Origin of the sequence: Mesorhizobium sp. M0030 (assembly GCF_040323695.1) — a bacterium.
Lineage (GTDB): Bacteria > Pseudomonadota > Alphaproteobacteria > Rhizobiales > Rhizobiaceae > Mesorhizobium.
Window position 1 is genome coordinate 91,492 of sequence record NZ_JAMYVE010000002.1, and the last position, 24,425, is coordinate 115,916.

The 24,425-nt window shown below is 61.9% G+C and carries 23 protein-coding genes, 1 tRNA gene and 3 pseudogenes; 8 read left to right on the forward strand and 19 right to left on the reverse strand.

The genetic code is table 11. The features are described from left to right. Window positions 1–8 precede the first annotated feature (8 nt). From NKJ80_RS04240 to NKJ80_RS04250, 3 genes are all read right to left on the reverse strand, one after another. Window positions 9–203: a hypothetical protein gene (locus NKJ80_RS04240; RefSeq protein WP_023670200.1), complete on the reverse strand. Its 195-nt coding sequence runs from the start codon at window positions 201–203 to the stop codon at window positions 9–11. A gap of 39 nt (window positions 204–242) precedes the next feature. Then, window positions 243–395: a hypothetical protein gene (locus NKJ80_RS04245; RefSeq protein WP_023670201.1), complete on the reverse strand. Its 153-nt coding sequence runs from the start codon at window positions 393–395 to the stop codon at window positions 243–245. A gap of 226 nt (window positions 396–621) precedes the next feature. After that, window positions 622–963, reverse strand: coding sequence for a DUF2147 domain-containing protein (locus tag NKJ80_RS04250; protein WP_023731827.1), 342 nt, complete (start codon window positions 961–963; stop codon window positions 622–624). Window positions 964–1,400: 437 nt separating this feature from the next. Here NKJ80_RS04250 and NKJ80_RS04255 point away from each other — a divergent pair, with 437 nt between their 5' ends. Beyond that, complete coding sequence (locus NKJ80_RS04255) at window positions 1,401–1,667, forward strand: SEL1-like repeat protein (protein WP_352497134.1); 267 nt, start codon at window positions 1,401–1,403, stop codon at window positions 1,665–1,667. 386 nt (window positions 1,668–2,053) lie between these two features. Beyond that, window positions 2,054–3,175, forward strand: coding sequence for an ABC transporter substrate-binding protein (locus NKJ80_RS04260; RefSeq protein WP_023687260.1), 1,122 nt, complete (start codon window positions 2,054–2,056; stop codon window positions 3,173–3,175). 66 nt (window positions 3,176–3,241) lie between these two features. Here the strand turns inward: NKJ80_RS04260 and NKJ80_RS04265 are convergent, their stop codons facing one another. The 12 genes and pseudogenes from NKJ80_RS04265 to NKJ80_RS04320 form a co-directional block, all read right to left on the reverse strand. Continuing rightward, window positions 3,242–5,203 carry an acetyl/propionyl/methylcrotonyl-CoA carboxylase subunit alpha gene (locus tag NKJ80_RS04265; protein WP_352497135.1) on the reverse strand — a complete coding sequence of 654 codons (1,962 nt, stop codon included), beginning with the start codon at window positions 5,201–5,203 and terminating at the stop codon, window positions 3,242–3,244. A 49-nt stretch (window positions 5,204–5,252) separates the two neighbouring features. Next, complete coding sequence (locus NKJ80_RS04270; RefSeq protein ID WP_352497136.1) at window positions 5,253–5,630, reverse strand: hypothetical protein; 378 nt, start codon at window positions 5,628–5,630, stop codon at window positions 5,253–5,255. Window positions 5,631–5,675: 45 nt separating this feature from the next. After that, entirely contained in the window at window positions 5,676–6,050 is a 375-nt protein-coding gene (locus NKJ80_RS04275; RefSeq protein ID WP_023670207.1) for a hypothetical protein, read from the reverse strand. Between the two features lie 120 nt (window positions 6,051–6,170). Further along, window positions 6,171–6,700 (reverse strand): annotated as a pseudogene (locus NKJ80_RS04280) (O-acetyl-ADP-ribose deacetylase). Then, complete coding sequence (locus tag NKJ80_RS04285; protein WP_352497137.1) at window positions 6,701–8,308, reverse strand: carboxyl transferase domain-containing protein; 1,608 nt, start codon at window positions 8,306–8,308, stop codon at window positions 6,701–6,703. A 1-nt stretch (window position 8,309) separates the two neighbouring features. Then, window positions 8,310–9,473, reverse strand: coding sequence for an isovaleryl-CoA dehydrogenase (locus NKJ80_RS04290; RefSeq protein WP_023709798.1), 1,164 nt, complete (start codon window positions 9,471–9,473; stop codon window positions 8,310–8,312). A 65-nt stretch (window positions 9,474–9,538) separates the two neighbouring features. After that, entirely contained in the window at window positions 9,539–10,195 is a 657-nt protein-coding gene (locus NKJ80_RS04295) for a TetR/AcrR family transcriptional regulator (protein WP_352497138.1), read from the reverse strand. A gap of 69 nt (window positions 10,196–10,264) precedes the next feature. Then, on the reverse strand, window positions 10,265–10,555 hold the full coding sequence (locus tag NKJ80_RS04300) for an acylphosphatase (RefSeq protein ID WP_023709796.1): 291 nt from the start codon (window positions 10,553–10,555) through the stop codon (window positions 10,265–10,267). A 146-nt stretch (window positions 10,556–10,701) separates the two neighbouring features. After that, entirely contained in the window at window positions 10,702–11,814 is a 1,113-nt protein-coding gene (locus tag NKJ80_RS04305) for a pyridoxal phosphate-dependent aminotransferase (protein WP_352497139.1), read from the reverse strand. A 211-nt stretch (window positions 11,815–12,025) separates the two neighbouring features. Then, entirely contained in the window at window positions 12,026–13,219 is a 1,194-nt protein-coding gene (locus NKJ80_RS04310; protein ID WP_023702165.1) for a porin, read from the reverse strand. Between the two features lie 123 nt (window positions 13,220–13,342). After that, on the reverse strand, window positions 13,343–13,708 hold the full coding sequence (locus NKJ80_RS31440; protein ID WP_502896551.1) for a GIY-YIG nuclease family protein: 366 nt from the start codon (window positions 13,706–13,708) through the stop codon (window positions 13,343–13,345). Window positions 13,709–13,856: 148 nt separating this feature from the next. Continuing rightward, window positions 13,857–13,947 (reverse strand) — tRNA-Ser (locus tag NKJ80_RS04320). A 464-nt stretch (window positions 13,948–14,411) separates the two neighbouring features. Here NKJ80_RS04320 and NKJ80_RS04325 point away from each other — a divergent pair. Together NKJ80_RS04325 and NKJ80_RS04330 are read left to right on the forward strand one after the other, a co-directional pair. Beyond that, window positions 14,412–15,557 carry a porin gene (locus NKJ80_RS04325; RefSeq protein ID WP_352497140.1) on the forward strand — a complete coding sequence of 382 codons (1,146 nt, stop codon included), beginning with the start codon at window positions 14,412–14,414 and terminating at the stop codon, window positions 15,555–15,557. A 241-nt stretch (window positions 15,558–15,798) separates the two neighbouring features. Continuing rightward, on the forward strand, window positions 15,799–16,875 hold the full coding sequence (locus tag NKJ80_RS04330) for a tyrosine-type recombinase/integrase (RefSeq protein WP_502902188.1): 1,077 nt from the start codon (window positions 15,799–15,801) through the stop codon (window positions 16,873–16,875). A 59-nt stretch (window positions 16,876–16,934) separates the two neighbouring features. On the opposite strand, the gene NKJ80_RS04335 is transcribed toward NKJ80_RS04330, so the two are convergent. Next, window positions 16,935–17,837, reverse strand: coding sequence for an alpha/beta fold hydrolase (locus NKJ80_RS04335; RefSeq protein ID WP_352497141.1), 903 nt, complete (start codon window positions 17,835–17,837; stop codon window positions 16,935–16,937). A gap of 322 nt (window positions 17,838–18,159) precedes the next feature. Continuing rightward, window positions 18,160–20,193, reverse strand: a complete 2,034-nt coding sequence (locus NKJ80_RS04340) for a lytic transglycosylase domain-containing protein (RefSeq protein WP_352497142.1) — start codon at window positions 20,191–20,193, stop codon at window positions 18,160–18,162. A gap of 277 nt (window positions 20,194–20,470) precedes the next feature. Between NKJ80_RS04340 and dapA the strand changes: the two genes are divergently transcribed. The 3 genes from dapA to NKJ80_RS04355 all read left to right on the forward strand — a co-directional run bounded on the left by dapA (window position 20,471) and on the right by NKJ80_RS04355 (window position 22,670). Further along, window positions 20,471–21,352 (forward strand): 4-hydroxy-tetrahydrodipicolinate synthase, encoded by an 882-nt coding sequence (dapA, locus tag NKJ80_RS04345; RefSeq protein ID WP_023727558.1) that lies wholly within the window; start codon window positions 20,471–20,473, stop codon window positions 21,350–21,352. Between the two features lie 25 nt (window positions 21,353–21,377). Continuing rightward, the gene (smpB, locus tag NKJ80_RS04350; protein ID WP_023687280.1) at window positions 21,378–21,857 is read left to right on the forward strand and encodes an SsrA-binding protein SmpB; all 480 of its coding nucleotides are present in this window, start codon (window positions 21,378–21,380) and stop codon (window positions 21,855–21,857) included. A 72-nt stretch (window positions 21,858–21,929) separates the two neighbouring features. Then, window positions 21,930–22,670 carry a glycoside hydrolase family 25 protein gene (locus NKJ80_RS04355; protein ID WP_023716220.1) on the forward strand — a complete coding sequence of 247 codons (741 nt, stop codon included), beginning with the start codon at window positions 21,930–21,932 and terminating at the stop codon, window positions 22,668–22,670. Between the two features lie 36 nt (window positions 22,671–22,706). Here the strand turns inward: NKJ80_RS04355 and NKJ80_RS04360 are convergent, their stop codons facing one another. Next, window positions 22,707–23,606, reverse strand: a complete 900-nt coding sequence (locus NKJ80_RS04360) for a DMT family transporter (RefSeq protein WP_245271472.1) — start codon at window positions 23,604–23,606, stop codon at window positions 22,707–22,709. A 146-nt stretch (window positions 23,607–23,752) separates the two neighbouring features. Here NKJ80_RS04360 and NKJ80_RS04365 point away from each other — a divergent pair. Further along, window positions 23,753–24,231 (forward strand): annotated as a pseudogene (locus NKJ80_RS04365) (Lrp/AsnC ligand binding domain-containing protein). 37 nt (window positions 24,232–24,268) lie between these two features. Here NKJ80_RS04365 and NKJ80_RS04370 read toward each other — a convergent pair. Next, window positions 24,269–24,424 (reverse strand): annotated as a pseudogene (locus NKJ80_RS04370) (winged helix-turn-helix transcriptional regulator); the annotation flags it as partial. Between the last annotated feature and the right edge of the window lies 1 nt (window position 24,425).

The following is a 24,425-nucleotide window of genomic DNA, read 5'->3' on the forward strand; positions in this document are numbered from 1 at the left end:
GGCACACCTTACCCGCGCTGCAGACTGACCAGCAAGACAAAGCCGACGCCATGCTTCTTCGTCGCCGGCGCGTCGATCGTCGTGTCGGCATTGGCCCGCATCATTGGCATGGCCAGGACCGGCGCCGACAGCACGACCAGGACGAGCGCCGCCCGCGGCAGGAGCCGAAGGGTCTGGAGGGCGTTGATGGCGATGCGGTTCATGGCTTTTGCTTTTCTGTTTGGATCTATGTCTTTGTCGTCTCAGGGGCGAAAATGGTTCATGCAATCGAATTGGCAGGAACTGGCTGCATCCCAGGAACGGGCCGGACGGCCGGATTCGGCCACGAGGATGGCGAAGAGCATCCCGAACAGGCTCATCAACAGGCAGACGATGGTGAAGCGGCGAGCGAGCATTTGCGGAGTGTCTCCTTGAACACGCCATCAAAATGCCCTGATGCGACTGAACCGGCGCTGATGCCGACGTTCATCTGCGGTTCAAAGTGATTGACGATGTTTTAGGGAGAGCATCGGTTCGGGTTTGCGCCGCCGCAAACGGCACGGTCGTCGCTATGGCGCGGACCGTCCTGCAAAAGAAAACGGGGCCTGTGAAGGCCCCGTTGGTCAACTCAAAGCAGCAAGATCAGAGCTTGTGCCAGGTCTGGCTCTTGCAGATCAGCCCGCCGAGCACGCAGCCGCTCATCTTGAGCGAGGTGCCCGACAGTGTTGCCTTGCCCGAATAGGTCTTGTCGTTTGCCGGATCGGTGATGTTGCCGGCATATTTGTTGCCCCCGGCCGCCTTGAGCGAACCGATGGTCTTCCCGGCATATTTGCCGGTCTTCAGCGTGATGGAGAATGAACCGCTGCCGCCGATTACTGCTGTGTCGCCGGCTTGTGTCTTCCAATTGCCTTCGATCGGATCGGCCCAAGCCGCACCAGCCATCATCACGGCGGCCGCCAGGGCCAAGCTCACTTTGCGAAACATATCTGTCCTCCCTGGTTTAGATGGGGCAGCCGCCTCTCTGCCGCTTACGCAAACGTAAGCTAATCCAGCTCCCGGCAAAACAAAAGCGTGCCGCGACGGAAGGTTTCGCAATTTTCATGCGGGGTCGGGAGAGCGCAGCCCGTGAAAATGAAACGATCGAGGCGTTGGCTTTGGTTTGCGTGGTTAGCAGAGTGTTGATCGGCGCCTTGCAAATTTTCGTCAAATCGATCGAAAAACGGCGGGATTGCTGACTTTGTATCCTTAACGAATTTCCGCGTTTACCTCTTGTTTTAGCTTTGTTTTCTCCAAATTAAGCACGCCATTTAACGACGGATTCAAGGCTCGGCCTCATTCTCGGAAGCATCGAAAGAGCGGCTCCCCAGGGAACACCGGGGGACAGAAGAGGCCCGCTCTCGGGAGCCAGACAGGGGACTAAAATGGCACGTTTTGAAATGCTTGAAGCCGGCTTCGGCGCCATGGGGGCAACTGCCCAGGCCGACATTCTTTTCGAACTGGGCATGATGTATGCGACCGGCCGCGATTGCGAGACCGATGTCGTTGCCGCCCACAAATGGTTCAACATCGCCGCCATCAAGGGCTCGGTCCGCGCCGCGGAACTGCGCTCGGAACTGTCGGTCGCAATGTCCAAGGTCGAGATCGCCAAGGCGCTGCGCGAAGCCCGCGAATGGATGACGATGCACTGAGATCGCGAGCAGATTATCGCAGGCAGATTATCGAAAACAGGGAAGCCCCGGGATCAAGACCGCAAAGACGGTCGGAACCGGTGAAACGACAAGGCCGCGACAAGACGGCCGACCATGAAAGAACAAGAACGCGGCAGGCCGGCACGGTCCAGTCGTGCACAATGGGGACGGCGGGCAGGTTTTCGTGGCGCGGGGGCGCATGGGGACTGCTACGAGCAAAAAGCCACGACCGGCCGGAACAGGCTGGCGTGGCTTTTTGCGTTGATGAGGCCCAATCGAGCGGCGCCGATGCGCCTAGACAGGCCCAATGAAGGATGAAATTGTCCCGCCTTCGGAAAGAAGCGCGGCCAGAGCGGCTGCGCGAGTGTGGGAGGAGTTCTATCACCATGAAAAAAACGGGTATTTTGAGCGCGGCCGTATTTGGCCTGATGATGAGCGCGCCGGTTGCCTTTGCCGATGACATCACCATTTCGGTGGTCGGCCCGATGACCGGACAGCTCGCCACGATCGGCGACCAGTTCAAGCAGGGCGCAACGGCAGCCGCCGACGCGATCAACGCCGCCGGCGGTGTCAACGGCTCGATGATCAAGCTCGACATCGAGGACGACCAGTGCGATCCCAAGCAGGCGGTTTCGGTGGCCAACCGGATCGTTGCCAACAGCGTCAAGTTTATCGACGGCCATGCCTGTTCAGGTTCGAGCATCCCGGCTTCCGCCGTCTACGCCGAGGCCGGCGCGCTGATGATGAGCCCGGCCTCTTCCAATCCCGAGCTGACCGATGCCGCCGCCAAGGCCGGCTGGCCGACGATCATGCGTCTCTATACGCGTGACGACGCGCAGGGCGCCTTCATTGGCCCGTGGATCGCCAAGAAATATGCCGGCAAGAATGTCGTTATCCTGCATGACAAGAGCGCCTACGGTCAGGGCGTTGCCGATGCCGTGAAGGCGACGATGAATGCCGGTGGCCTCAAGGAGATCGACTATGAAGGCATCAATGCCGGCGAGAAGGATTATTCGGCTCTCGTCACCAAGCTGAAGGACCTCAAGGCCGACGTTGTCTATTTCGGCGGCTATCACCCGGAAGCCGGGCTTATCCTGCGTCAGTCGGCCGAGCAGAGCGTCAAGTTCCAGCTGATCATGCCGGACTCGATCGCCTCGCCGGAATTCTGGCAGGTCGCCGGCCCCGCCGGTGAAGGCACCCTGTTCGTCTTCCCGTCGGACCCGCAGGCCAAGCCGGAAGCCAAGGAGGCCATCGCCAAGATCAAGGCGGGCGGCTTCGTGCCGGAAGGCTTTACGCTGTTCTCCTACGCCGTCGTTCAGGCGTTTGCAGAGGGCGTCAAGCGCGCCGGAACGGACGATCCGGTCAAGGTAGCCGAAGCGCTGAAGAACGGCACGCCTTTCAGCACCGTGGTCGGCGACGTGACCTTTGATGAGAAGGGCGATCTGAAGAACGCCAGCTACGACATCAACCAGTGGCATGACGGCAAATACGCGCCAATCGCGCAGTAATCGTCCGCGTACTCAAGGAAATGGCCGGGCTTGTCCTGGCCATTTTTCGTTCAAGCCTCCAGCCGGCTATGCAGCCTCTTCAACGAAGCGCACCAGCACCGTTCCGTCGGTGACCTGCGCGCCCTCGGTGGCGATTTCCGCGATCACGCCGTCATGGCTGGCCGCGATCGTGTGCTCCATCTTCATCGCTTCCAGGATCAGTAGCGGCTGGCCCTTGATCACCCTTTCGCCCTTTGCCGCGCGCACCAGCTTGACCACGCCTGGCATCGGCGCGCGCAGGCTGCCGGAAGCGGCGGCCGCCTCGTCGGTGCGCGCCAGCGGATCCGGGACGAAGAAACTGTAGCCGACCGCGCCTTCGAAGACGGTGACGTGGCCTGGCCAGCGGGCAAGGCGAGGGGCGGCGCGAAGATCATGCGAATTGACGCTGTCATAGGGCGCGTCCAGCGCCACCTCGAAGCGCCCGTCCGGCCGCACTGAAACACGCGCCAGTATATCGTCCTCGCCATGGCGCAGGCGCGTGCGGCGCGCAATGCTGTGGAAATGCGCATAGCCGGCAAGCGACGACCACGGATCGTTCGACGGCGGCAAGGCACCGGCGCCCGCCGCGGCAAGGGCCGCCGCGGCAACGATCTCGCTGCGCGGCGGGGCGACCGCGGTCAGCGCTTCCTGATGCCTGCCGATCAGGCCGGTATCGACGTCGCCGGCCGAAAAATCGGTGTTCGCGGCAAGTGCCGCGAGAAAGGCGGTGTTGACGGTCGAGCCGGCAATCTCGGTCTGCGACAACGCAGTCCCGAGCGCATCGAGTGCCGCCTGCCTGTCCTTGGCGTGGACGACCAGCTTGGCGATCATCGGATCGTAGAAGGGCGAGATCGCATCGCCGGCCCGCACGCCGGTCTCGATGCGCATGCTGGCGCCTTCGGGCGCGTTGTCGGGAAACGCCAGGTGATGCAGCGTGCCGGTCGCCGGCAGAAACCCTTTCGCCGCGTCCTCGGCATAGATGCGCGCCTCGAAGGCGTGGCCGGAAAGCGTGATTTCGCTCTGCGTCTTCGGCAGCTTTTCGCCGGCGGCTACCCGCAACTGCCACTCGACCAGGTCGGTGCCGGTGACCATTTCGGTGACGGGATGCTCGACCTGCAGGCGGGTGTTCATTTCCATGAACCAGAAACGGTCGGCCTTCAGCCCCTGCGAGGCGTCGACGATGAATTCGATGGTGCCGGCGCCCGAATAGCTGATCGCCTTGGCGGCCTTGACCGCCGCTTCCGTCATCGCCTTGCGCAGCGCCGGCGTCATGCCGGGCGCCGGCGCTTCCTCGATCACCTTCTGGTGGCGGCGCTGCGCCGAGCAGTCGCGCTCATAGAGATGCACGGCATTGCCAAAATTGTCGCCGAACACCTGGACCTCGATGTGGCGCGGCTTGTCGACATATTTTTCGACCAGCACGCGATCGTCGCCGAACGCGGCCTTGGCCTCGCGCCGTGCGCCTGACAGCGCTTCCGAAAAATGCTCGGGATGTTCGACGCGGCGCATGCCCTTGCCGCCTCCGCCGGCGCGCGCCTTGATCAGCACGGGATAGCCGATCTCACGCGCCTTGGACGCCAGCAGCACGATCTCCTGCGCCTCGCCATGATAGCCCGGCACCACCGGCACGCCGGCCTTTTCCATCAGCCGCTTGGCCGCGTCCTTCAGACCCATGGCGCGGACCGAGGCAGCCGACGGGCCGATGAAAATCAATCCCGCCGCCACCACCTGGTCGACGAAATCGGGGTTTTCCGAGAGAAAGCCGTAGCCGGGATGGATGGCCTCGGCGCCGGTCGCCAGCGCCGCCGCAACAATCCTGTCGCCGCGCAGATAGCTTTCGCCGACGGGCGAGGGACCGATATGCACCGCCTCGTCGGCCATCTCGACATGCAGAGCCTCGGAATCCGCGTCGGAATAGACGGCAACCGTGCGCACACCGAGCCTACGTGCGGTGCGGATCACCCGGCAGGCGATCTCGCCGCGATTGGCGATCAGGATCTTGGCGAACATGGAGCCTCCCGGGTTTGTCTCGGGCGGCGCCGGTCTGGCAGGAATGAGCCTATTTCGAAGCCGCGATTTTGCAGCCGCCGCTCGCGGTCTGAACCTTCCACTTTTTCAGGCCAATCTGACAGCTTCGCAACGCCAACTCTTCCGCGGCCTTCTGAGATGGCGCGTTCAGCCGCGCACCGCAGATGATGTAAAGATCGTCGACGCGCGAGTAGAATGTGGTCGCGTAGGCCGAGTGGCCACTCGCCGCGACATAGGCGTTGTACGACTTCGTGCAGGGCTCCTTTGGATTCAGTGACAACGGAGGCCAGAATCGGGTGTCTCCCTTGCTGCCCGCCAGCGATCCAGCCGCTCCGATACCGGGTGCCGTAAATACGAGCAGGCCGGCAAGCATCGATACAGTAATTCGTTTGATGCGTGTCGATTTCATCTTGCGCCGCCCATTTGAAAAATGCCCAAGCCGATGCTTGTCGGCCTACTTCGATGCCGCAACTTCGCAGCCAGCCCCTGTAATGACCTTGTAATGGCTGCGGGCGGACTCGCAGGATTTCATCGCCCGTTCTTCGGCAGCCTTCTGTGACGGTGCATTCAAGCCCGAGCCGCAGATGATGTACAACGAACGGATCCGGGCATAGGGCGTGGTCGCATAGGCCGAATGGCCGCCGGCGGCCACATAGGCGTTGTAAGCCATGGTGCACTGGTCTTTCGGGCTTTTCGGCAAATACGGATAGAAATGGATGTCGCCTTTGCTTCCCGCCAGCGATGCCGCGGCGCCAACGCCGGGTACCGCAAATATAAGCAAGACTGCAAGTACCGACGCAGTCGTTTTTCCCGAATATTTTGGCCTCATCTTTACCCCATCCCCGTTGCCCAATGCGGGATGAACAATAGCGTCTATTCTCCAGTGCCGCCAGCCTGCTCACCGAAAATTTCTTTTGCGTAGGTGGATGAACCATCTTATCCATGCAGACTAGCATCCTTCAATGGCAGCAACGGCTTGTCGGTATAGTTGAGCTGTTGGCTCGTCGAAGCAGCAGAAAATAACTGTTTCAGGCGTTGAGTTCTGTCCGACGAAGGTACCTGCGATGCCAACGGCAATCTGCGTCGCCTCATTTTTCGGATAACGGTAGATGCCGGTGGAGATCGCCGGAAATGCCACGGTCCGGCAATCCTGGCGGCGGCGATTTCGAGCGACCTGATATAGCAGGAGGCGAGCAGCCCGGCTTCGCCTTTTCCGCCGCCTTGCCAGACAGGTCCGACCGTGTGGATGATGTAACGTGCCGGCAGGTGATAGCCCTTGGTAAGCTTTGCTTCGCCGACCTTGCAGCCGTTCAGCATCCGGCATTCGAATTCGAGCTCCGGGCCTGCGGCGCGGTGAATGGCGCCGTCGACGCCGCCGCCGCCCAGCAGCGAGGAATTGGCGGCGTTGACGATGGCATCGACCGCAAGCCTGGTGATGTCGCCGGTGTGGACATGTATCCGTTCGCCGAACTTGCTCATCTACATCCTGAACACGCCGAACTTCGTTTCTTCGATGTCGGCGTTGAGCGCGGCCGAAAGGCTGAGCGCGAGCACTTCGCGCGTTTTCCCCGGATCGATGATGCCGTCGTCCCACAGCCGCGCCGAGGAGTAGAGCGGGTGGCCCTCATGCTCGTATTTCATCAGGATCGGCTTCTTGAATTTCGCTTCCTCGTTCGCGCTCCACTCACCGCCCTTGCGCTCGATGCCCTCGCGCTTGACCACCGCCAGCACGGTCGCCGCCTGTTCGCCGCCCATCACCGAAATGCGCGCGTTCGGCCACATCCACAGGAAGCGCGGCGAGTAGGCGCGGCCGCACATGCCGTAATTGCCGGCGCCGAACGACCCGCCGATGATCATCGTCACCTTCGGCACCTTGGCGGTGGCAACCGCCATCACCAGCTTGGCGCCGTCCTTGGCGATGCCGCCGGCCTCGTACTTTCGCCCGACCATGAAGCCGGTGATGTTCTGCAGGAAGATCAGCGGGATCTTGCGCTGGCAGCACAGTTCGATGAAATGCGCGCCCTTCACAGCACTTTCGGAAAACAGCACGCCATTGTTGGCGATGATGCCGACCGGCATGCCCTGAAGATGGGCAAAGCCGGTGACCAGCGTGGTGCCGTAATTCTGCTTGAACTCGTCGAACTCGGAGCCGTCGACGACGCGCGCGATCACCTCGCGCACATCATAGGGCTGGCGCAGATCCGTCGGCACGATGCCGTAGAGTTCCTGCGCGTCATGAAGCGGCGGCATGGGTTTCTGTAGGGTCAAGCTTACAGTCTTGCGCCGGTTGAGGTTTTTGACGATGCGCCGGCAGATGGCCAGCGCATGTTCGTCGTCCAGCGCATAGTGGTCGGCGACACCGGACAGCCTGGTGTGCACGTCGGCGCCGCCAAGCTCCTCGGCGCTGACATCTTCGCCCGTAGCCGCCTTCACCAGCGGCGTGCCGCCGAGAAAAATGGTCGCCTGGTTGCGCACCATGATCGTCTCGTCCGACATTGCCGGCACATAGGCGCCGCCCGCAGTACATGAGCCCATGACGCAGGCGATCTGCGGAATGCCGGCCGCCGACATGTTGGCCTGGTTGTAGAAGATGCGGCCGAAATGCTCGCGGTCGGGAAACACCTCGTCCTGGTTGGGCAGGTTGGCGCCGCCGCTGTCGACCAGATAGACGCAAGGCAGATTGTTTTGCAGCGCGATCTCCTGCGCCCGCAAATGCTTCTTCACCGTCAGCGGATAATAGGTGCCGCCCTTCACCGTGGCGTCGTTGACCACGACCATCACCTCGGTGCCTTCGACACGGCCGACGCCGGCGATGAGGCCGGCCGAGGAAATCTCCTCGCCATACATGGACCATGCCGCGAACTGGCCGATCTCGAGGAAAGGCGAGCCGGTGTCGAGCAACTGCGCTAGCCGCTCGCGCGGCAACAGCTTGCCGCGCGAAACATGACGCTCGCGCGCCTCCTCCGAGCCACCGCGCTCGACGGTTGCCGCCTTGTCCGCAATGTCGGAAACCAGAGCCCGCATGCGCTCGGTGTTGGCGAGGTAGGTTTCGGAGGAGGGCGAGATCTGGGTTTGAAGTACGGCCATGCTAAACCCCTTCCGCCATGATCTCGCGCCCGATCAGCCAGCGTCGAATCTCGCTGGTGCCGGCGCCGATTTCGTAGAGCTTGGCGTCGCGCAACAGCCGGCCGGTCGGATACTCGTTGGTATAGCCGTTGCCGCCAAGCAGCTGGATGGCGTCGAGCGCCATCAGCGTCGCTTTTTCGGCGGCAAACAGCACGCAGCCGGCGGCATCCTTGCGTGTCGTCTGGCCGCGATCGCAGGCAGCCGCGACGGCATAAACGTACGCGCGCGCGGCGTTCATCGTCGAATACATGTCGGCGAGCTTGCCCTGCACGAGCTGGAACTCGCCGATCGGCTGGCCGAACTGCTTGCGCTCATGCACATAGGGGATCGCCACGTCGAGACAGGCCGCCATGAGCCCGAGCGGGCCGCCGGCGAGCACGGTGCGCTCGTAGTCGAGGCCCGACATCAGGACCTCGACGCCGCGGCCCTCCTCATGCAGCACATTGTCATAGGGCACCTCGACATTGTCGAACACCAGTTCGCCGGTGTTGGAGCCGCGCATGCCGAGCTTGTCGAGCTTTGGCGATGCCGAGAAGCCGGCCATGGTCTTTTCGACGATGAAGGCGGTGATGCCGTGCGATTTCCGCTCCGGATCGGTCTTGGCATAGACCACCAGCGTTTCAGCGTCGGGGCCGTTGGTGATCCACATTTTCGAGCCGTTGAGCACATAGCGGTCGTTGCGCTTTTCGGCGCGCAGCTTGAGCGAGACGACGTCGGAGCCGGCGCCCGATTCCGACATGGCCAGCGCACCTGCCCTTTCGCCCGAGCACAATGCCGGCAGGAATTTCTCCTTCTGCGCAGGTGTCGCCCAGCGGTTGATCTGGTTGACGCAGAGGTTCGAATGGGCGCCGTAGGAAAGGCCGACCGAGCCCGAGGCGCGCGAAATCTCTTCCACCGCAATGACATGGGCGAGGTAGCCCATGCCGCTACCGCCGAAATCGGGATCGGCGGTGATTCCAAGCAGGCCGAGCGCGCCGAGTTCTTTCCACAGATGCGCGGGGAACTGGTTGCTGCGGTCGATCTCGGCGGCGATCGGCGCTATTTTCTCCTGGGCAAAGCGGCGCACCAGATCGCGCAGCGCCTCGATGTCCTCGTCATGCCCGAAGCTGAGTGTGTTCGTGTACATGCCGTTCCCTCCTGCCGCATGACCCCGAAATCAACTTTGATTTTCGGAAAGGATCATGCGCGAAATCAAAATGCTACAGCGTCATTTGCGCGTCCGAAGGGACGCGCGGCGCTGTAAGTCTTGCCGTCTATGTTCGCGCCAACCAGGCGCATTGTCATTGAAAGATATGTCGCCGTGACTTCAGCCATCGACAGCCGCTCGCCCGGCCGGAACCAGACGATGACGCCGGTCATCATCTGGATCAGCGCCATGGCAGTGAGCCCGGTGTCATCGACACTGAAGGCGCCGGCCTCCGCGCCGTCGCGCAGGATGGCGCGCAACTCCTTCTCATAGGCGGTGCGCATGCGAAGGATCTGCGACAGCCGGTCATGTGACAGGCTGCGCAATTCCATGTTCGAGACATGGGTGGAGTGGCGGCGCTCGATGTGGAAAGCGATGTGGTTTTCGACATAGGCGGCAAGCCGCGTTGCCGGATCGGCAGCGTCGGGGCGTGCGGCGTCCCACGCTTCGATCAGCCCTTCCATATGTTCGCGCATCAGCGTGAACAGCAGGTCTTCCTTCGTCGGAAAATAGCGGTAGAGCGCGGCCGCCTGGACGCCGACCTCGGCGGCAAGCTGTCGCATCGACGTCGCCTCATAGCCGAAGCGGGCGATCAGGCTGACCGCCGCCTCGCGGACGGCCGCTTCAGTTTTTTCGCCATCGGATCCCGTTGTGCGTGCCATGATCGCCTCCCGGTATTTAGTAATAAAACGAACGTTCGATTAATTCAAGCGGCAATAAAGTGGTTCCGTCTAGACAATGATCCGAAAGTCGATGGGCGCGTCGAGGAGTTCGAATTCTTCGATCTCGACCTTCGAAACCGAAGCACCCCGTGGCCCTTGCCGGAGCCGTTCGATCATTGTGGAAACCGCAGCATCGGCACCGGCAATCGAGGCCGTCACCGTGCCGTCTCGTTCATTGCGTACCCAACCTACGAGGCCAAGCCCTATCGCTTCGCGTCGCGCCCACATCCGGTAGCCGACGCCTTGCACCTTACCATGCACGCGCGCCTGCACCGCCTTTTGCCGGTCGTTATCTCCCATGCTCAAGAACTGGCGCGGGATCGGACGAAAGCAACAGCCTTGAACGGTTGGATTGTTGTTGGATCGACGGAAGCCGGGGACCCGGCTGGTTCTGTCTTGGCCTTTGGCGGCATTGGCAGGCCGTGTCGCGACGGCAATCGGCCGGGCTAGTTTCCCCGTGCCGCGGCGAACGCGCCGGGCAGTTCCTCGGCAAAGATATCGAGCTCATGATCGAGGCCGACGCTGACCCTTATGCAACGGTCGAGCCCTGGCGCCATCGGTTTGCGAATGAACACGTCGCGCGACAAAAGATTTTGCAGCACTTTCAGCGCGAAGGCGCCGTCCTTGCCGCAATCGATGGTGACGAAATTGGTCGCCGATGGCAGCGGCTTCAGCCCGTTCGTCTCGGCAATCCCGGCTATACGTGTGCGTCCGGCAGCGACTCGCGCCACCACGCTGTGCAGCCAGTCTTGGTCGGCCAGCGCCTCGACGCCGGCGATCTGCGCCATGCGGCTGACGCCGTAATGGTTGCGGATCTTCTCGAAATCGCGGATCACCTCAGCCTCGGCCACCGCATAGCCGCAGCGAATGCCGGCCAGCCCGTATGCCTTGGAGAAGGTGCGCATGCGGATGACGTTGGGCCGCGCGACATCGATCGGCGGCAGCGCCGAGGTCGGCCCCAATTCGCCATAGGCCTCGTCGAGCACCAGCATGGTGGTTTCCGGCAAGGCTTCGATAAAGCCGATGATCTCGCTCGCTTCCCACCAGCTGCCCATCGGATTGTCCGGGTTGGAGAGATAGACCAGCGGCGCCTTTTCTCGGGTGACCGCCGCCAACAGGCCGTCAAGACTTTCCTTGTCGTTTTCGTAAGGCACCGTGACCAGCCGGCCGCCGACGCCGGCAATGTGGAAATTGAACGTCGGATAGGCGCCGAGCGAGGTGACCACCGCGTCGCCAGGCGCGACATACATGCGCGCCACCAGGCTAAGCAGCCCGTCTATGCCTTCGCCGACCACGACGTTTTCGGCGCCGATGCCGAGATGGGCGGCCGCAGCCTGCTTCAGCTCGTAATTGTCGGGATCGCAATACATCCACTGGTCACGCGCGACGCTCTCCATGCGCTCGATAACGCGCGGCGAAGGCCCGAAACTGCTCTCATTGGCGCCGATGCGAGCGCGAAACGCACGTCCGCGCTCGCGCTCCTGCGCTTCCGGTCCGACAAACGGCACCGTGGAGGGAAGCGCGCCGACAAGCGGCGTGAGGGCAGGGCGCTGGCGCATGGCAAAAGCTCACGAGAAAATGGCTCTTCTTGCTAGCGTGCCCGATAGGACGGCGCAAGTTCTGGCGAGGCGCAAGGCGGCGCCTTTGCCGATCTGCCGGTTGAGCCAGAAAACCCCTCGAGATCCGCACGGCGACCGATCAGTCCGGACGCCTCACAAGAAAAACCCGGCGGTTGCCCGCCGGGTTCGATTTTCAGCCAGGTTCTGCCTGTTAGAACGAGCGCTGGAAGCGGAGGAGACCGCCGATGCTGCTCTTCTTGTCGGCATTGGTAAAGTTGGAGAAGTTGGCGTCGTCGAACTTGCCTGCGTTGAGGTAGTCGACTTCGGCCGTGACCGTGAAGCCGGGAACAACGTCGTAGGCGATGTTCGCGGCGACGCCGAGGTTCTTCCACTCGTCATACGAGACCTGGGCATTAAACGAGGTCTTCTCGTTTATGGTGTAGGTGCCGCCACCCCAGAATGCCCAGTTGCCGCCCCACTGCTTGTAGAAACCGCGGCCACCGGCGTTGATCGCGTTGCCGTTGTGAATCAAGGTCGTGTCGTCATTCAGGTTGTCGTCGGTGCCGTAGCCGCCCATGATGAACAGCGACAGGTTCTGCATCGGGGTGATGTCTAGGCGAACCTTGCCGGCGACTTCTTCATAGTTGCTGTCATAAGCGACGACGCCGGTGATGGCGCCCCAGCCCTGCGTGTACTTCACGCCGCCGACGACATGCGGAACGTAGCTGTCGATCGTGCCGACGACGCCCGAGCCTTCTTCAAGAGAGACGACGGCCGAGAAGCCGTTGCCCGCATCGAAGTAGTACTGGACCACGTTGGTGTCGAAATCGCCGTAGGGAACGAGCGTATCCTGGAGGACGTTGCCGGCGTAGCCGATGAACGTGTCGAAGGCCGATTCGTCCTTACCGACGCGCAGGCCACCGAGCTGGATCCAGGCGAAGTTCAGCGAAACGTTCTTGTTGCCGGCAGGGTTGGAGTTGAACTCGTCTGCTTCCGTGGTCGGATCGTCTGCCGACGGGTAGCCGTTACGATTGCCGAAGTTGAAGCGGGTCTCGGTGTAGGTCTTCAAGGTGCCGAGTTCGGTTTCCTGGCCGGTCCAGGTCTTCAGCGTGAAACGGGCATTCTTGTAGAAGGTGTCCTGCTCGTCGCCATCCTTATGGTCGAAGGACCTCGCACCGTCGAACGAGCCGACGTCGCCGGCGCCGATGTCGTAGCGGACATAGCCGCCGATGCGCAGGCAGGTTTCGGTGCCGGGGATGTAGAAGTAGCCGGCGCCGTAGACGTCGCAGATCTTCACGTATTCAGCCGGTTCCGGCTCGGCGACGACGACGGCGTCGGCGGCGCGCGCACCGGAAACTGCGATCAAGGCCGCAGCGGAGCCGAGGAGAAGGCTCTTAATGTTCATTTTCTGACCTCCAGTCAGAATCGAACAAGATAGTGAAGCCGGCGACAAGCGTTTTCGCTGTAACCAATTGTTATTGTTGAAGTCTATTGAAAAGATGGACCTTTGCGGCAGGTGATGCGGCCATCACCACAGGGGCTTGTTGGCGAAAGCATGCCCTGAACCGGATTTGAGATAGCGCTCGAATGAAGCTGCCTTGGCCTGGTTCGAAAAGGCCATATAGCTGACGATCCGCCACGGCAGAAACTTGGATGTATGGCTGGATTTCCCCGCATTGTGCTCGACAAGCCGCCGTTTCAGGTCCGTCGTTATGCCGATATAGCGTTCGCCTTCCGCAGCCGTACTCTCCAGAAGATACACATACCACGTGAGCTGCTCTCCTACGCCAAGGCTTCGGAGGGCATCCTCTCCGCCATCCTGCTTCGCGCTGAGGGTTGGGCTTGTCCTGCGAAGCTCGAAGAGCGAAGCAGGACTGCCAATCGAATTTTGCAAGGGATTCTCTGGGCTTACGCTGTGCGGCACGTAGCACACCACGCGGTCCGGCCCTCCTACGCCAAGGCTTCGGAGGGCATTCTCTCCGCCATCCTGCTTCGCGCTGAGGGTTGGGCTTGTCCTGCGAAGCTCGAAGAGCGAAGCAGGATGGCGGAGAGGATGGGATTCGAACCCACGAGAAGCTTTTGACCTCTACTCCCTTAGCAGGGGAGCGCCTTCGACCACTCGGCCACCTCTCCGTTGCGCCGCTGGATAAAGAAAAGCGCCGGCACAATCAACAAGCCGGCGGCATTATCTCTGAAAATTCCGGATTCGGCCGCGGCGCCGCCTTTTGCATGCGGCGAATCTGTGGCGGTTCCCTGGCTGGCGAGTCGGTGACATGGCCGCAATCTCGGCCGGCCGTCGCCGGATTCGGCCGCATTGCGGCGCGCTGGACAAGGCTTCCGGGCCCTTCGATAGTTAATGAGAGCTTTCTGACTGGGGCCAAATCGTGTCATTTGTGCAACAACGCCAGGGGATAGCGCCCGCACAGCCCTTTTGCCTGTACGATCGTGGTTGAACGCCGCCGCCTCATGGGTAATGTCGATTTCGAAGAAGCGGCGCGGTGCGCATCTTTTTCGGTAGTGGGGATGGGGCAGGGAACGCTGTCCTTCAGCAAAGAATACCCAGACCCGTTTTTTAACTTTTGACTGGAGGTCAGAAAATGAACATTAAGAGCCTTCTCCTCGGCTCCGCTGCGGCCTTGATCGCAGTTTCCGGTGCGCGTGCCGCCGACGCCGTCGTCGTCGCCGAGCCGGAACCGGCTGAATACGTCAAGATTTGCGACGTTTACGGCTCGGGCTACTTCTTCATCCCCGGCACTGAAACCTGCCTGCGCATCGGCGGCTATGTCCGTTACGACATCGGCGTCGGCGACGTCGGCTCGTTCGACGGTGCGGTTACCGGCGATGCTCAGGATGGCAGCGCCAATGACACCTACCGCAAGAAGGCCCGTTTCGCGCTGAAGACCTGGACCGGCCAGGAAACCGAACTCGGCACCTTGAAGACCTACACCGAGACCCGCTTCAACTTCCAGAACAGCAACAACTACTTCTTCGACAACGAAGCTGGAAACACCGGGGCCTCGCTGAACTTCGCCTGGATCCAGCTCGGTGGTCTCCGCGTCGGTAAGGACGAATCGGCCTTCAACACGTTCATCGGCTACGCCGGCAACGTGATCCAGGATACGCTGGTTCCCTACGGCGATTTCGACACCAACGTCGTCCAGTACTACTTCGATGCGGGCAACGGCTTCTCGGCCGTGGTCTCTCTCGAAGAAGGCTCGGGCTTCCGGACGATCGACAGCTATGTCCCGAACGTCGTCGGCGGCGTGAAGTACACGCAGGGCTGGGGCGCCATTACCGGCGTCATCGCTTACGACAGCAACTACGAAGAAGTGGCCGGCAAGGTTCGCTTGGACGTCACCGTGTCGCAGGCCCTGTCGCTGTGGGTCATGGCCGGCTACGGCACCGACGACAACCTCAACGATCCGGCGAATGTCAAGGATGTCTTCGGTCGCGGCTACTTCAAGCAGTGGGGTGGCAACTGGGCTGTCTGGGGTGGTGGCACGTACACCATCAACGAGAAGACCAGGTTCAATGCTCAGGCTTCGGCTGACGACGCGAAGAACTATGCCCTGGCAGCGAACATTGAATACGATGTCGTGCCTGGCCTGACGATCACGGCTGAAGTTGATTACGACCACTACGGCGGGTTCAACGATCCTGCGAGCTACACCAACGTGGACTGGACCAACGCCCGGCAAAAAGACAGCGTCGGCGGTATCCTCCGCTTCCAGCGCTCGTTCTAAGGGCTGGGTTTATACAGGTGAAATTCAGCCCGGGCGCATCTACGCCCGGGCTGTTTTTGTTTCGTGACTGGAACAAGGCAAGCAGAAGGAACAGGGGGAATCGGCAGCTGAACAGTCCGTAGGGTGAGTTCGTGGGATCCGCTGATGGGCGGATGAATTCACAACTGCGTGATTAAATCTCTTGAAAGGACGCTTCCAAGCGGGTAGGTCTGACTCTATCCACTCGGGGGTGTGGCAATTTATGACCATCGACGCGATACAAGAGGGTGACCCCTCCGAACATTTCTCAATGTTCTCTTCTCAAAATGCGAAGATAAAATACAGCTACAACAAGATCAGAGAAGTAAAGTCGCACCGGGTCGGAGAGCTTTTTTCAGCATACCGAGACATACTCTGGGATGATGGGCGGCATAAATACAATGTCAGCTCCTTCATCGGCGAAATAGACGAGATTCTCCTCGGAGAACGGTTCAGCGCCTTTGACCAGAGCACCCTGGACAATCTTATCGGCACCTTGCGCCAGCGCGGCAACAGCAATGCAACCATCAATCGAAAGATGGCTGCCCTCAGCAAACTGCTGCGCAAGGCTTACAAGATGGGGGATATCCACAGCCTGCCCGAGTTCCGCCGCCAGAAGGAGCGGGCGGGACGGATTCGTTTCCTCGAAAGGGACGAAGAAGCAAGGCTGTTCGCCGCCATCAGGACCCGCAGCGAGGATGCCTACCGTCTCTCGGTCTTTCTCGTCGACAGCGGTTGCCGCCTTGGCGAAGCGCTCGGACTGATCTGGAACGACATCCAGGAACATCGCGTCTCGTTCTGGATCACCAAATCCGGCCGCAGCCGCACCATCCCGATGACCGAGCGGGTCAAAGAGGTGATCAAACTGCCCCCGTCAGAGGGCCGCCGGCCCAAGGGTCCGTTCACCAAACTCAGCCAGGCACAGTTTCGCGCCATCTGGAACGATGCCAAGGCCGAAGTCGGTCTCGGCGCCGACGATCAGGTGGTGCCGCACATCTTGCGTCACACCTGTGCCTCGCGTCTGGTCCAGGGCGGCATCGACATCCGCCGCGTACAGATGTGGCTCGGTCACCAGACGCTTTCGATGACCATGCGCTATGCGCATCTGGCCACCAACGATCTCGACGGCTGCGTTGTCGTGCTGGAGACACCACGCGGCGAAGGGCTGTCCGGCGATGGAAAAAGCTCGGCCTTCGCATCGCCGCTGACCACGGCCTCAGTGCCAGCGCCTGCCCAAAAGGGCAAAGCGGCAGCGGCGAAGGCACCCAAGGCGCCCCGGAAAAGCTCGAAAGCCAAATAGTTAACCAAGGCTTTCATATACTGCCGCGGCAACCCCAGGATCATATTTGATCTTGGGGTTTACTTTTTCTGGGCAGAATTTGGTACTCCATCCAGGAAAGCCGCGATAGCGCCCGGCAGATTGCCTGTCTCCAGGAAGGGCGCATGGCCCTGGCCCTCGACGGTGATCGCTTCCATGCCGGAATGACGCTTTTGCATCTCGTCGAGTGTGTCGGCCGACAGGAGTTTCGAGTTGGCGCCGCGAATGGCAAGCAAAGGTATGGCCGCCAGCGCCTCGAACTGTGGCCACAGATCCGGCAACGGCTTGCTGAGGTCGAGGCCCGCCACCGTCTGGACCAGCCGCGGGTCGAAATCCGGCAGCAGGAGACCTTCGCCCGTCTCCCGGTAAAGGGCCGACACCATCCGCTCCCAATCCGCTGCCGTCAGCGCGGGAAAATCCGCGCCGTGCGCGACGCGTTGCGCATCGATCGCCTCAGCGCGGCTCTTCGGTTTCGGTGCCGGGTCGAGATAGGTTTGGATATGGGCGAGCCCCGCGGCCTCGATCACCGGTCCGATGTCGTTCAGCACGATGGCTTTCAGCGCGGCTGGCCGCAGCGCGCCGAGCACGTGGATGATCAGCCCGCCGCGCGAGGTGCCGACGAAGGCCGCTTCCTCGACGTTCAGAGCGGCCAGTCCAGCGAGGACATCGCCGGCCTCGATGCCGATAGTGTAGTGGCCGATATCAGGGTCGTAAGCGGACTGGCCGCGGCCGCGATAGTCGAAGGCGATGACCTTGCGCGGATTGTCGGTCCGCTGCGACAGATAAAGCGCCAGCTCATGGAAATCGCGCGCGTTGCGGGTCAAGCCGGCCAGGCAAACGACCTGCCAGTCTGCCGAATTGGTCTCGCCATAGACGCGGGCGTGAAGCTTGAGCCCGTCCGGCGCGGTGTAGAAAAAGTCGGAGAAGCCGTCGGTGCTCGACATATTAAAAGGACTCCCTGGCCGGATTGTCTCCGTCTGCTACAGGCGAGGGTGGGAGCGGTCAAATCGAGGGTTGTCGGCAAGCTGACACTCTTGGAAATGTCGGAGGGACAGCGCCCCCTTCTGTCCTGCCGGACATCTCCCCCCACGAGGCCCCACGAGGGGGGAGATTGGCGGTTCAGGTGCTACGCCCTTCCTTCGACGTTGGAGATTGGCGAAATCGGCAATGACAGCTGATCTCCCCACTCGTGGGGGAGATGGCCGGCAGGCCAGAGGGGGGCGCGAAGGATCGCCAACGTCTGCCCATGGCGACAGCTCTGCCGCCTCAACCCCTTCCGTTCACCAAATCCCCAACGATATCGTACTTCCCCGAAATACGCATCTTGTAGACCTCGTAATTCTCCATCACCCGCTGCACGTAACTTCTTGTTTCCGTGTAGGGAATCCGCTCGATCCAGTCGACGACGGCGTCGATGCCCTTGCCGCGCGGGTCGCCGTACTTGGCCACCCATTGGCTGGCGCGGTTGGGGCCGGCATTGTAGCCGGCGAAGGTCAGCACATAGGAGCCGCCGAAGCGGTCGAGCTGCTCGCCGAGGAAGGCAGCCCCCAACGTCGCATTGTAGCCGGCGTCGCTGGTCAGCCGATCCTGCGAGAAGGTCACGCCGGCCTTCTTCGCCAATTGCTTGGCGGTGCCCGGCATCAGCTGCAGCAGGCCGCGCGCGCCGGCGCTGGAGACGGCGCCGACATTGAATTCGCTTTCCTGGCGGGCGATCGCATAGGCCAGCGCCTTGCCCGAGCCGGATATGTCGGCGGTGTCGGGAATGACGCCCAGCGGATGCGACAGCGCGCCGACATCGATGCCGCGCGCGCCGGCGATCTTGCCGATCTTCAGCGCCATGAAATGATTGCCCTGCTTTTCCGCCAGCACCGCAAGCAGCGCCAGCTCGCCGGGGCTGGTCAACTGCCCGGCGAGGTCGCGGTAAAGCGTCTCGGCATAGCGGTCGTAGCCCGCCTCCTGCAGCCGCTTGATGGCGCTGACGGCTTCGCGGCCGTCAAAGCTTTGGCGGTCGGCAGTGCTTGGCTCGGGATAGACGATGTTCAGCGTGCGCAAGCCAACCCGTTCCGCCGCCAACTGCCCGTAGAAAGTGGTGCCATAGGCTGCCGCCTTGGTGAAATAATCCTTCGCATTGCCGGGACCGCCGACTTCCGCCGCGCGGCCAAGCCAGTAATAGGCGCGTGACAGCGACATCGGTCCCTGCGCGAGATCGGCGATGCGGGCAAAATGGGTCGAGGCCGTCGCAGGATCGTTGAGGCCGCGCAACGCATACCAGCCGGCGTGGAATTCGGCCTCGGCGGCGCTGGCGGGGCTTTCGGCGGCATGCGCGGCAACGATCTTGTAGGCGGTCTTCCAGTCGCCCTGGTCGACCAGTGCGCGCGACAGCACGCGGCGCTCGACCCACCAGGCATCGGGATCGACCAGCGCGTCGCGGTTCGTTGGCGCTTTCATTACCACCGCGGCGGCGTCCGCAAACTTCCGCTGCTTGCGCAGATATTCGGCTTGCGCGAAGAAATAGCCGGCCGATTGCTGTGCGGCAGGCACTGCTTTCAACAGCTTGGCCGCGTTCTTGTCGCCACGCGAGGCGGCGGCCCAGGCATCGGCCAGCGGTTGCGCGCCGGCAAGGGCTGCGACCCGCAGCGCCGAATTCTCCCGGTCGGCATAAAACATCCGTTCCATGCGGAAACGATGGTCGGCAGCCGGAATGATGGCGCCAAACTCCTTGCTGACGGCCGCCTCGTCCCTGGCTTCCAGCTTCTCGGTGCGCCAGAATGGCGACAGCACGGAAAGCGCAGCCTTGGTGTTGCCAAGAGCTAAATAAGAACGGGCAAGGATGACCACGCCTTGAAAGGTCAGCGGCTGGCTGCCGTCAAAGGCTTTCACCACGGTCTGCGGCGAGGGGTTTTCGCGATAAAGCGCGCGCTCGCTGTTCTTGCGCAGAGCGATGGTGCCCGGCCAATTCGGCAACATCTTTGCGGTATCGGCAATCTCGCTGCTCGGCACACGGTCGCCGCCATAGAGCGCGATCGCCCAGGCCAGGATATGGCGGTCCAGCGAACTGGCCGGCAATGTTTCGCGCACCGCTCGTGCCGCGGCGATATCGCCGGTCGCCAACGCATCGAGACTGCCTTTCAACACGGCGATATTGGCGGAGGGCGCATCGGTCTGCGCTCCATCTTGCATGTCAGGCATCGGGATCGATGAGGTCGTCTGCTCGTCGACGCTCTCGTTTGCCGCCGTCCCCACTATCAGCAGGGCAACGGCGCCAAGCAATATGAAGCGGAGTGGCCGACTGGCCGGCATGATCCTGACTTTCCCTGTTGCGGCACTTTAGATGGCAAGCCCAGGTGCCCGAGAGCCTAGACTTAGGTCGTGAAGAGCTCGTAAACAAAGGGTTATCGAGGCCGTTCGAATTGCGCTTGCTGGCACCATCGGCATGCTTGCCGCGCAACAGTGTCGAGACTATGGTGCGCGGCTTCGCTTTCGGCTAGAAGGCGCCCGATGCATGTCGCCCAAAAGCGGGAACCGGTTTTGGGACGATGACACGCATAAACAAACAAGTTCCAAGGAGTTGGACGACATGCTGAGAGGCTCGCTTACTGCGCTCGTGACGCCGTTCGAAAAGAGCGGACGTTTCGACGAGAAAGCCTTTCGCGCCTTCGTCGAATGGCAACTTGGCGAGGGCACGACGGGCCTCGTCCCGGTCGGCACCACCGGAGAGTCGCCGACGCTGTCGCATGACGAGCATCGCCATGTCGTCAAGGTCTGCATCGATGTGGCCAAGGGCCGCGCTCCGGTCGTCGCCGGCGCCGGCTCAAACAACACCGCTGAAGCGGTCGGTCTGGTGCAGTATGCCGAGCAGGCGGGCGCCGACGCCGCTCTGGTCGTCACGCCTTATTACAACAAGCCAACACAGCGCGGCTTGTACGAGCATTTCGCTGCCGTCGCCAGGGCGACCAAGCTGCCGATCATCATTTACAACATCCCGCCGCGCTCGGTGATCGACATGATGCCGGAGACGATGGGCAGGCTGGCGCACGACTTCAAGAACATCGTCGGCGTCAAGGATGCCACCGGCAAGGTCGAGCGCGTGTCCGAACAGCGCGCCACCTGCGGCAAGGAGTTCATCCAGCTTTCAGGTGAGGATGCCTCTGCCCTCGGCTTCAACGCTCATGGCGGTGTCGGCTGCATCTCGGTGACGTCGAATGTCGCGCCGCGGCTGTGCGCCGAATTCCAGGAAGCCACACTGTCCGGTGACAGCGCCAAGGCGCTGGAATTGCAGGACCGTCTGCTGCCGCTGCACAAGGCCATCTTCCTTGAGCCCGGCCTGTGCGGCGTCAAATACGCGCTGTCGAAGATTGGCAAGGTCGAGAACGTGGTGCGCTCGCCGCTGGTGACCATCGAGGCGTCGACCGCCGAGAAGATCGATGCGGCGATGAAGCACGCCGGCTTGATAAATTGAGGATGAGGCGCCACCTCTCCGCATCATGAACCAGGTCAGAAAAGCCGATCCAAACAACAAAACCGTTGCGGAAAACCGCAAGGCGCGGTTTTCCTATGAGGTGCTCGACACCGTCGAGGCCGGCCTGGTGCTGACCGGCACCGAGGTCAAGTCGCTGCGCCAGGGCCAGGCCAACATCCAGGACAGCTACGCCTCGGTCGAGGGTGGCGAGATCTGGCTGATCAATTCCTATCTGCCGGAATACCTGCAGGCCAACCGCTTCAACCACGAGCCCAGGCGGCGTCGCAAGCTGCTGCTCAACAAGCGCGAGATGGCAAAACTGGCGCAGAGCATCGACCGCGAAGGCATGACGCTGGTGCCGCTGAAAATCTACTTCAACGACCAGGGCCGTGCCAAGCTGCTGCTCGCCGTCGGCCGCGGCAAGAAACTGCACGACAAGCGCGAGAGCGAAAAGCAGCGCGACTGGTCGCGCGAAAAGGGCCGGCTCATGAAGGAACGGGGCTAAGAACCTCGAGCCACAGCCCCAGAAAAGCCACATCGGCTTTCAAGTTTCCAGCGACATACGATGGGGAAAGGCTTGAAGAACCGGATCATTCTCTGGGGTGCGGCCAGTCTGGTCTTCGCCGGCATCGTCGCCGCAGGTGGCATCTTCTATTTCCGGACGTTCTCGCCGGATCGTGACAGCTATCCGGTCAGGGGTATCGACGTTTCCCATCATCAGGGTGAGATCGACTGGCGGCGCGTTGCCGCCGACGATGTCGCCTTCGCGGTCATCAAGGCGACCGAGGGCGGCGACCATGTCGACGATGCCTTCGCCAAAAACCTGCGCGAGGCGCGCGCGGCCGGGCTTGCGGTCGGCGCCTATCACTTCTTCACCTTCTGCCGGCCGGGCGCCGACCAGGCGAAAAATTTCATCGCGGTGGTGCCGCACGACCAGCCGCTGCTGCCACCGGTCGTCGACATCGAATTCGGCGGCAACTGCCCGCAACGCCCGTCGCCGGAGCAGCTGAGCGCGGAACTCCAGGCCTTCCTCGGACCGGTTGAAGCTGCGTTCGGCAAGCCGGCGATCATCTACCTGACCGACGAGGCCGAGGACGCCTATGCCGGGAAAATCGACGTTCGCCCGCTCTGGCGTCGCTCGTTGCTCCTGGAGCCAGGTCGCAACGACTGGATCTACTGGCAGTACCACAATATGGGCCGCGTCGACGGGATCGAGGGCGATGTCGATCTCAACGTCCTGCAGGGTGGGCAGCAAACGCTGGCCGAGCTATTTGCTGCACCCGCATCGCTCTCTTCGCAAAAGCCTCCATCGCCTTGAACGAATCAGCTGGCCTTGAGTTTGGCATCCGCAGTCTTACGCAGGCTTGGGAACAGGCCTGGAAAGAGCCGAAAAAGCCATCCCCGCGGCCATGATCAGTACGGCGGCGAACTGGGCGCCGGTCGGCGTCTCGCCGAGCACCGTCATCGCGATCAGCACGGTTGCGATCGGCACGCATGGCATGAACAGCGATGCCGCCTGCGACCCCAGCTGCCGGACGATATAGGTGTACAGGAACATGGCGGCCGCACCCGCCAAAAACCCTTGAATGACGATCTGGCTGGCAATCTCGGCCACTGATGCCGCGCGGAGGCCGCTTGGGGCAAAGAAATAGAGCAACGGCAGCGGCACGCATGACAGCAGCACCACGGTTACGGTCGCCGCAATCGGATCGACGCGCCAGCGCCGCACAAGAACGGCATAAGCGGCAAACATCGCGCCCGATGCGATGAACAGCAGATCACCGGAGAAGACATCCTTCATACCGCCACCGGTGTGCGCTGGCGCAATGAACAGGATCAGCCCGGCGATGATGGCGGCGACGCCGATGGTTTGCTGGCGCGAGGCCTTGTCCGTCGTGGCGAGGTGCGACAGCACGAACGAGAAGAACACAATCGAGGCTGGGCAAAGTGCCGCGCCATGCGCGGCGGGTGCGTAGGTGAGGCCCCAGTTGATGATGATAGGGTAGGGCAGTCCGGCCAGTGCCGCCAGCGTCAAGGCACGCCGCCAGCCCAACGCTTTGCTGGCTGACAGGCCGCCGCGCCAGACAACCGGCAGCATGACCAGTCCGGCACCGACAAAGCGCAAGGTCGCGACATCCGTCGCCGTAAGATGCTCCCGCAGGCTAAAGCGGGCTGCGACGAACTGCACGGCGTAAATGCCGATCATGGCGAGGCCCGCAAGAATTGCCGGCTTTGTGTTTCGGTCCTCTGTCACGCGCATTCTTGTCCCGCTCGATTCTGCCAGCGGAGGATTCTTCCTCCAGACGGCTCTCGTTGAAAGCGCAGCCTATTGTTGAGAATGGTGCGACAAAATAGGCTGCTTTCGCGAGCTGGGCGTGAATCTCACACAATAGAGGAGCCATGAACGTGAATCATGAATCCGACCAACTTGATGCCATCGACCGCAGCCTGCTGCGGTTGTTGCAGGAGGATGGGCGTCGCACCACACTCGATCTCGCCGCCCGTGTCGGCCTGTCGCCGACCGGCACCAGCCAGCGCGTGAAGCGCCTTTTCCGTGAGGTTTCATCACCGCGGTCCGGGCCGTGCTCAATCCGCAAAAGATCGGCCGCGGCACGCTCGTCTTCATCGAAGTCAGGCTCGACCAGGCGGCGCCGCATGTGTTCGACCGTTTCGCCGAAGCGGTAGCAAAGGCCTCCGAAGTGCTGGAGTGCCATATGGTCGTGGGCGGCTTCGACTATCTGGTGAAAGCGCGCATTTCGGAAATGGCCGCCTATCAGGATTTTTTGAAGCGCGTGATCCTGCCGCTGCCGGGTGTCAGGGAAACGCACACCTATGCGTCGATATCGGACGTGAAGCCGGACGCGCTGCTGCCGGTGTGAGGGCCGGACCAACGCAAGCGGTTGCCACGCCTCCGCTTCAAGCGGCCTGGGAAACCTCCGGCGCCAGCGTCACATACGCATCGCCCCAGACCTTCAGCACGGTGATCACGGGCTCCAGGCTTCGGCCACGAGGCGTCGGGCTGTACTCGACCTTCGGCGGCATCTGCGCATAGACCTTGCGGGCGATGAGCCCA

What these genes read in the sequence shown, in the direction of transcription:
- NKJ80_RS04255 (WP_352497134.1), top strand. Translation starts at nt 1,401, where the DNA reads ATGGCACGTTTTGAAATGCTTGAAGCCGGCTTCGGCGCCATGGGGGCA.
- NKJ80_RS04245 (WP_023670201.1), bottom strand. Translation starts at nt 395, where the DNA reads ATGCTCGCTCGCCGCTTCACCATCGTCTGCCTGTTGATGAGCCTGTTC.
- NKJ80_RS04240 (WP_023670200.1), bottom strand. Translation starts at nt 203, where the DNA reads ATGAACCGCATCGCCATCAACGCCCTCCAGACCCTTCGGCTCCTGCCG.
- NKJ80_RS04330 (WP_502902188.1), top strand. Translation starts at nt 15,799, where the DNA reads ATGACCATCGACGCGATACAAGAGGGTGACCCCTCCGAACATTTCTCA.
- NKJ80_RS04325 (WP_352497140.1), top strand. Translation starts at nt 14,412, where the DNA reads ATGAACATTAAGAGCCTTCTCCTCGGCTCCGCTGCGGCCTTGATCGCA.
- NKJ80_RS04250 (WP_023731827.1), bottom strand. Translation starts at nt 963, where the DNA reads ATGTTTCGCAAAGTGAGCTTGGCCCTGGCGGCCGCCGTGATGATGGCT.
- NKJ80_RS04260 (WP_023687260.1), top strand. Translation starts at nt 2,054, where the DNA reads ATGAAAAAAACGGGTATTTTGAGCGCGGCCGTATTTGGCCTGATGATG.
- NKJ80_RS04300 (WP_023709796.1), bottom strand. Translation starts at nt 10,555, where the DNA reads ATGGGAGATAACGACCGGCAAAAGGCGGTGCAGGCGCGCGTGCATGGT.
- smpB (WP_023687280.1), top strand. Translation starts at nt 21,378, where the DNA reads ATGAACCAGGTCAGAAAAGCCGATCCAAACAACAAAACCGTTGCGGAA.
- NKJ80_RS04335 (WP_352497141.1), bottom strand. Translation starts at nt 17,837, where the DNA reads ATGTCGAGCACCGACGGCTTCTCCGACTTTTTCTACACCGCGCCGGAC.
- NKJ80_RS04340 (WP_352497142.1), bottom strand. Translation starts at nt 20,193, where the DNA reads ATGCCGGCCAGTCGGCCACTCCGCTTCATATTGCTTGGCGCCGTTGCC.
- NKJ80_RS04290 (WP_023709798.1), bottom strand. Translation starts at nt 9,473, where the DNA reads ATGTACACGAACACACTCAGCTTCGGGCATGACGAGGACATCGAGGCG.
- NKJ80_RS04285 (WP_352497137.1), bottom strand. Translation starts at nt 8,308, where the DNA reads ATGGCCGTACTTCAAACCCAGATCTCGCCCTCCTCCGAAACCTACCTC.
- NKJ80_RS04265 (WP_352497135.1), bottom strand. Translation starts at nt 5,203, where the DNA reads ATGTTCGCCAAGATCCTGATCGCCAATCGCGGCGAGATCGCCTGCCGG.
- NKJ80_RS04270 (WP_352497136.1), bottom strand. Translation starts at nt 5,630, where the DNA reads ATGAAATCGACACGCATCAAACGAATTACTGTATCGATGCTTGCCGGC.
- NKJ80_RS04295 (WP_352497138.1), bottom strand. Translation starts at nt 10,195, where the DNA reads ATGGCACGCACAACGGGATCCGATGGCGAAAAAACTGAAGCGGCCGTC.
- NKJ80_RS04275 (WP_023670207.1), bottom strand. Translation starts at nt 6,050, where the DNA reads ATGAGGCCAAAATATTCGGGAAAAACGACTGCGTCGGTACTTGCAGTC.
- dapA (WP_023727558.1), top strand. Translation starts at nt 20,471, where the DNA reads ATGCTGAGAGGCTCGCTTACTGCGCTCGTGACGCCGTTCGAAAAGAGC.
- NKJ80_RS04305 (WP_352497139.1), bottom strand. Translation starts at nt 11,814, where the DNA reads ATGCGCCAGCGCCCTGCCCTCACGCCGCTTGTCGGCGCGCTTCCCTCC.
- NKJ80_RS04310 (WP_023702165.1), bottom strand. Translation starts at nt 13,219, where the DNA reads ATGAACATTAAGAGCCTTCTCCTCGGCTCCGCTGCGGCCTTGATCGCA.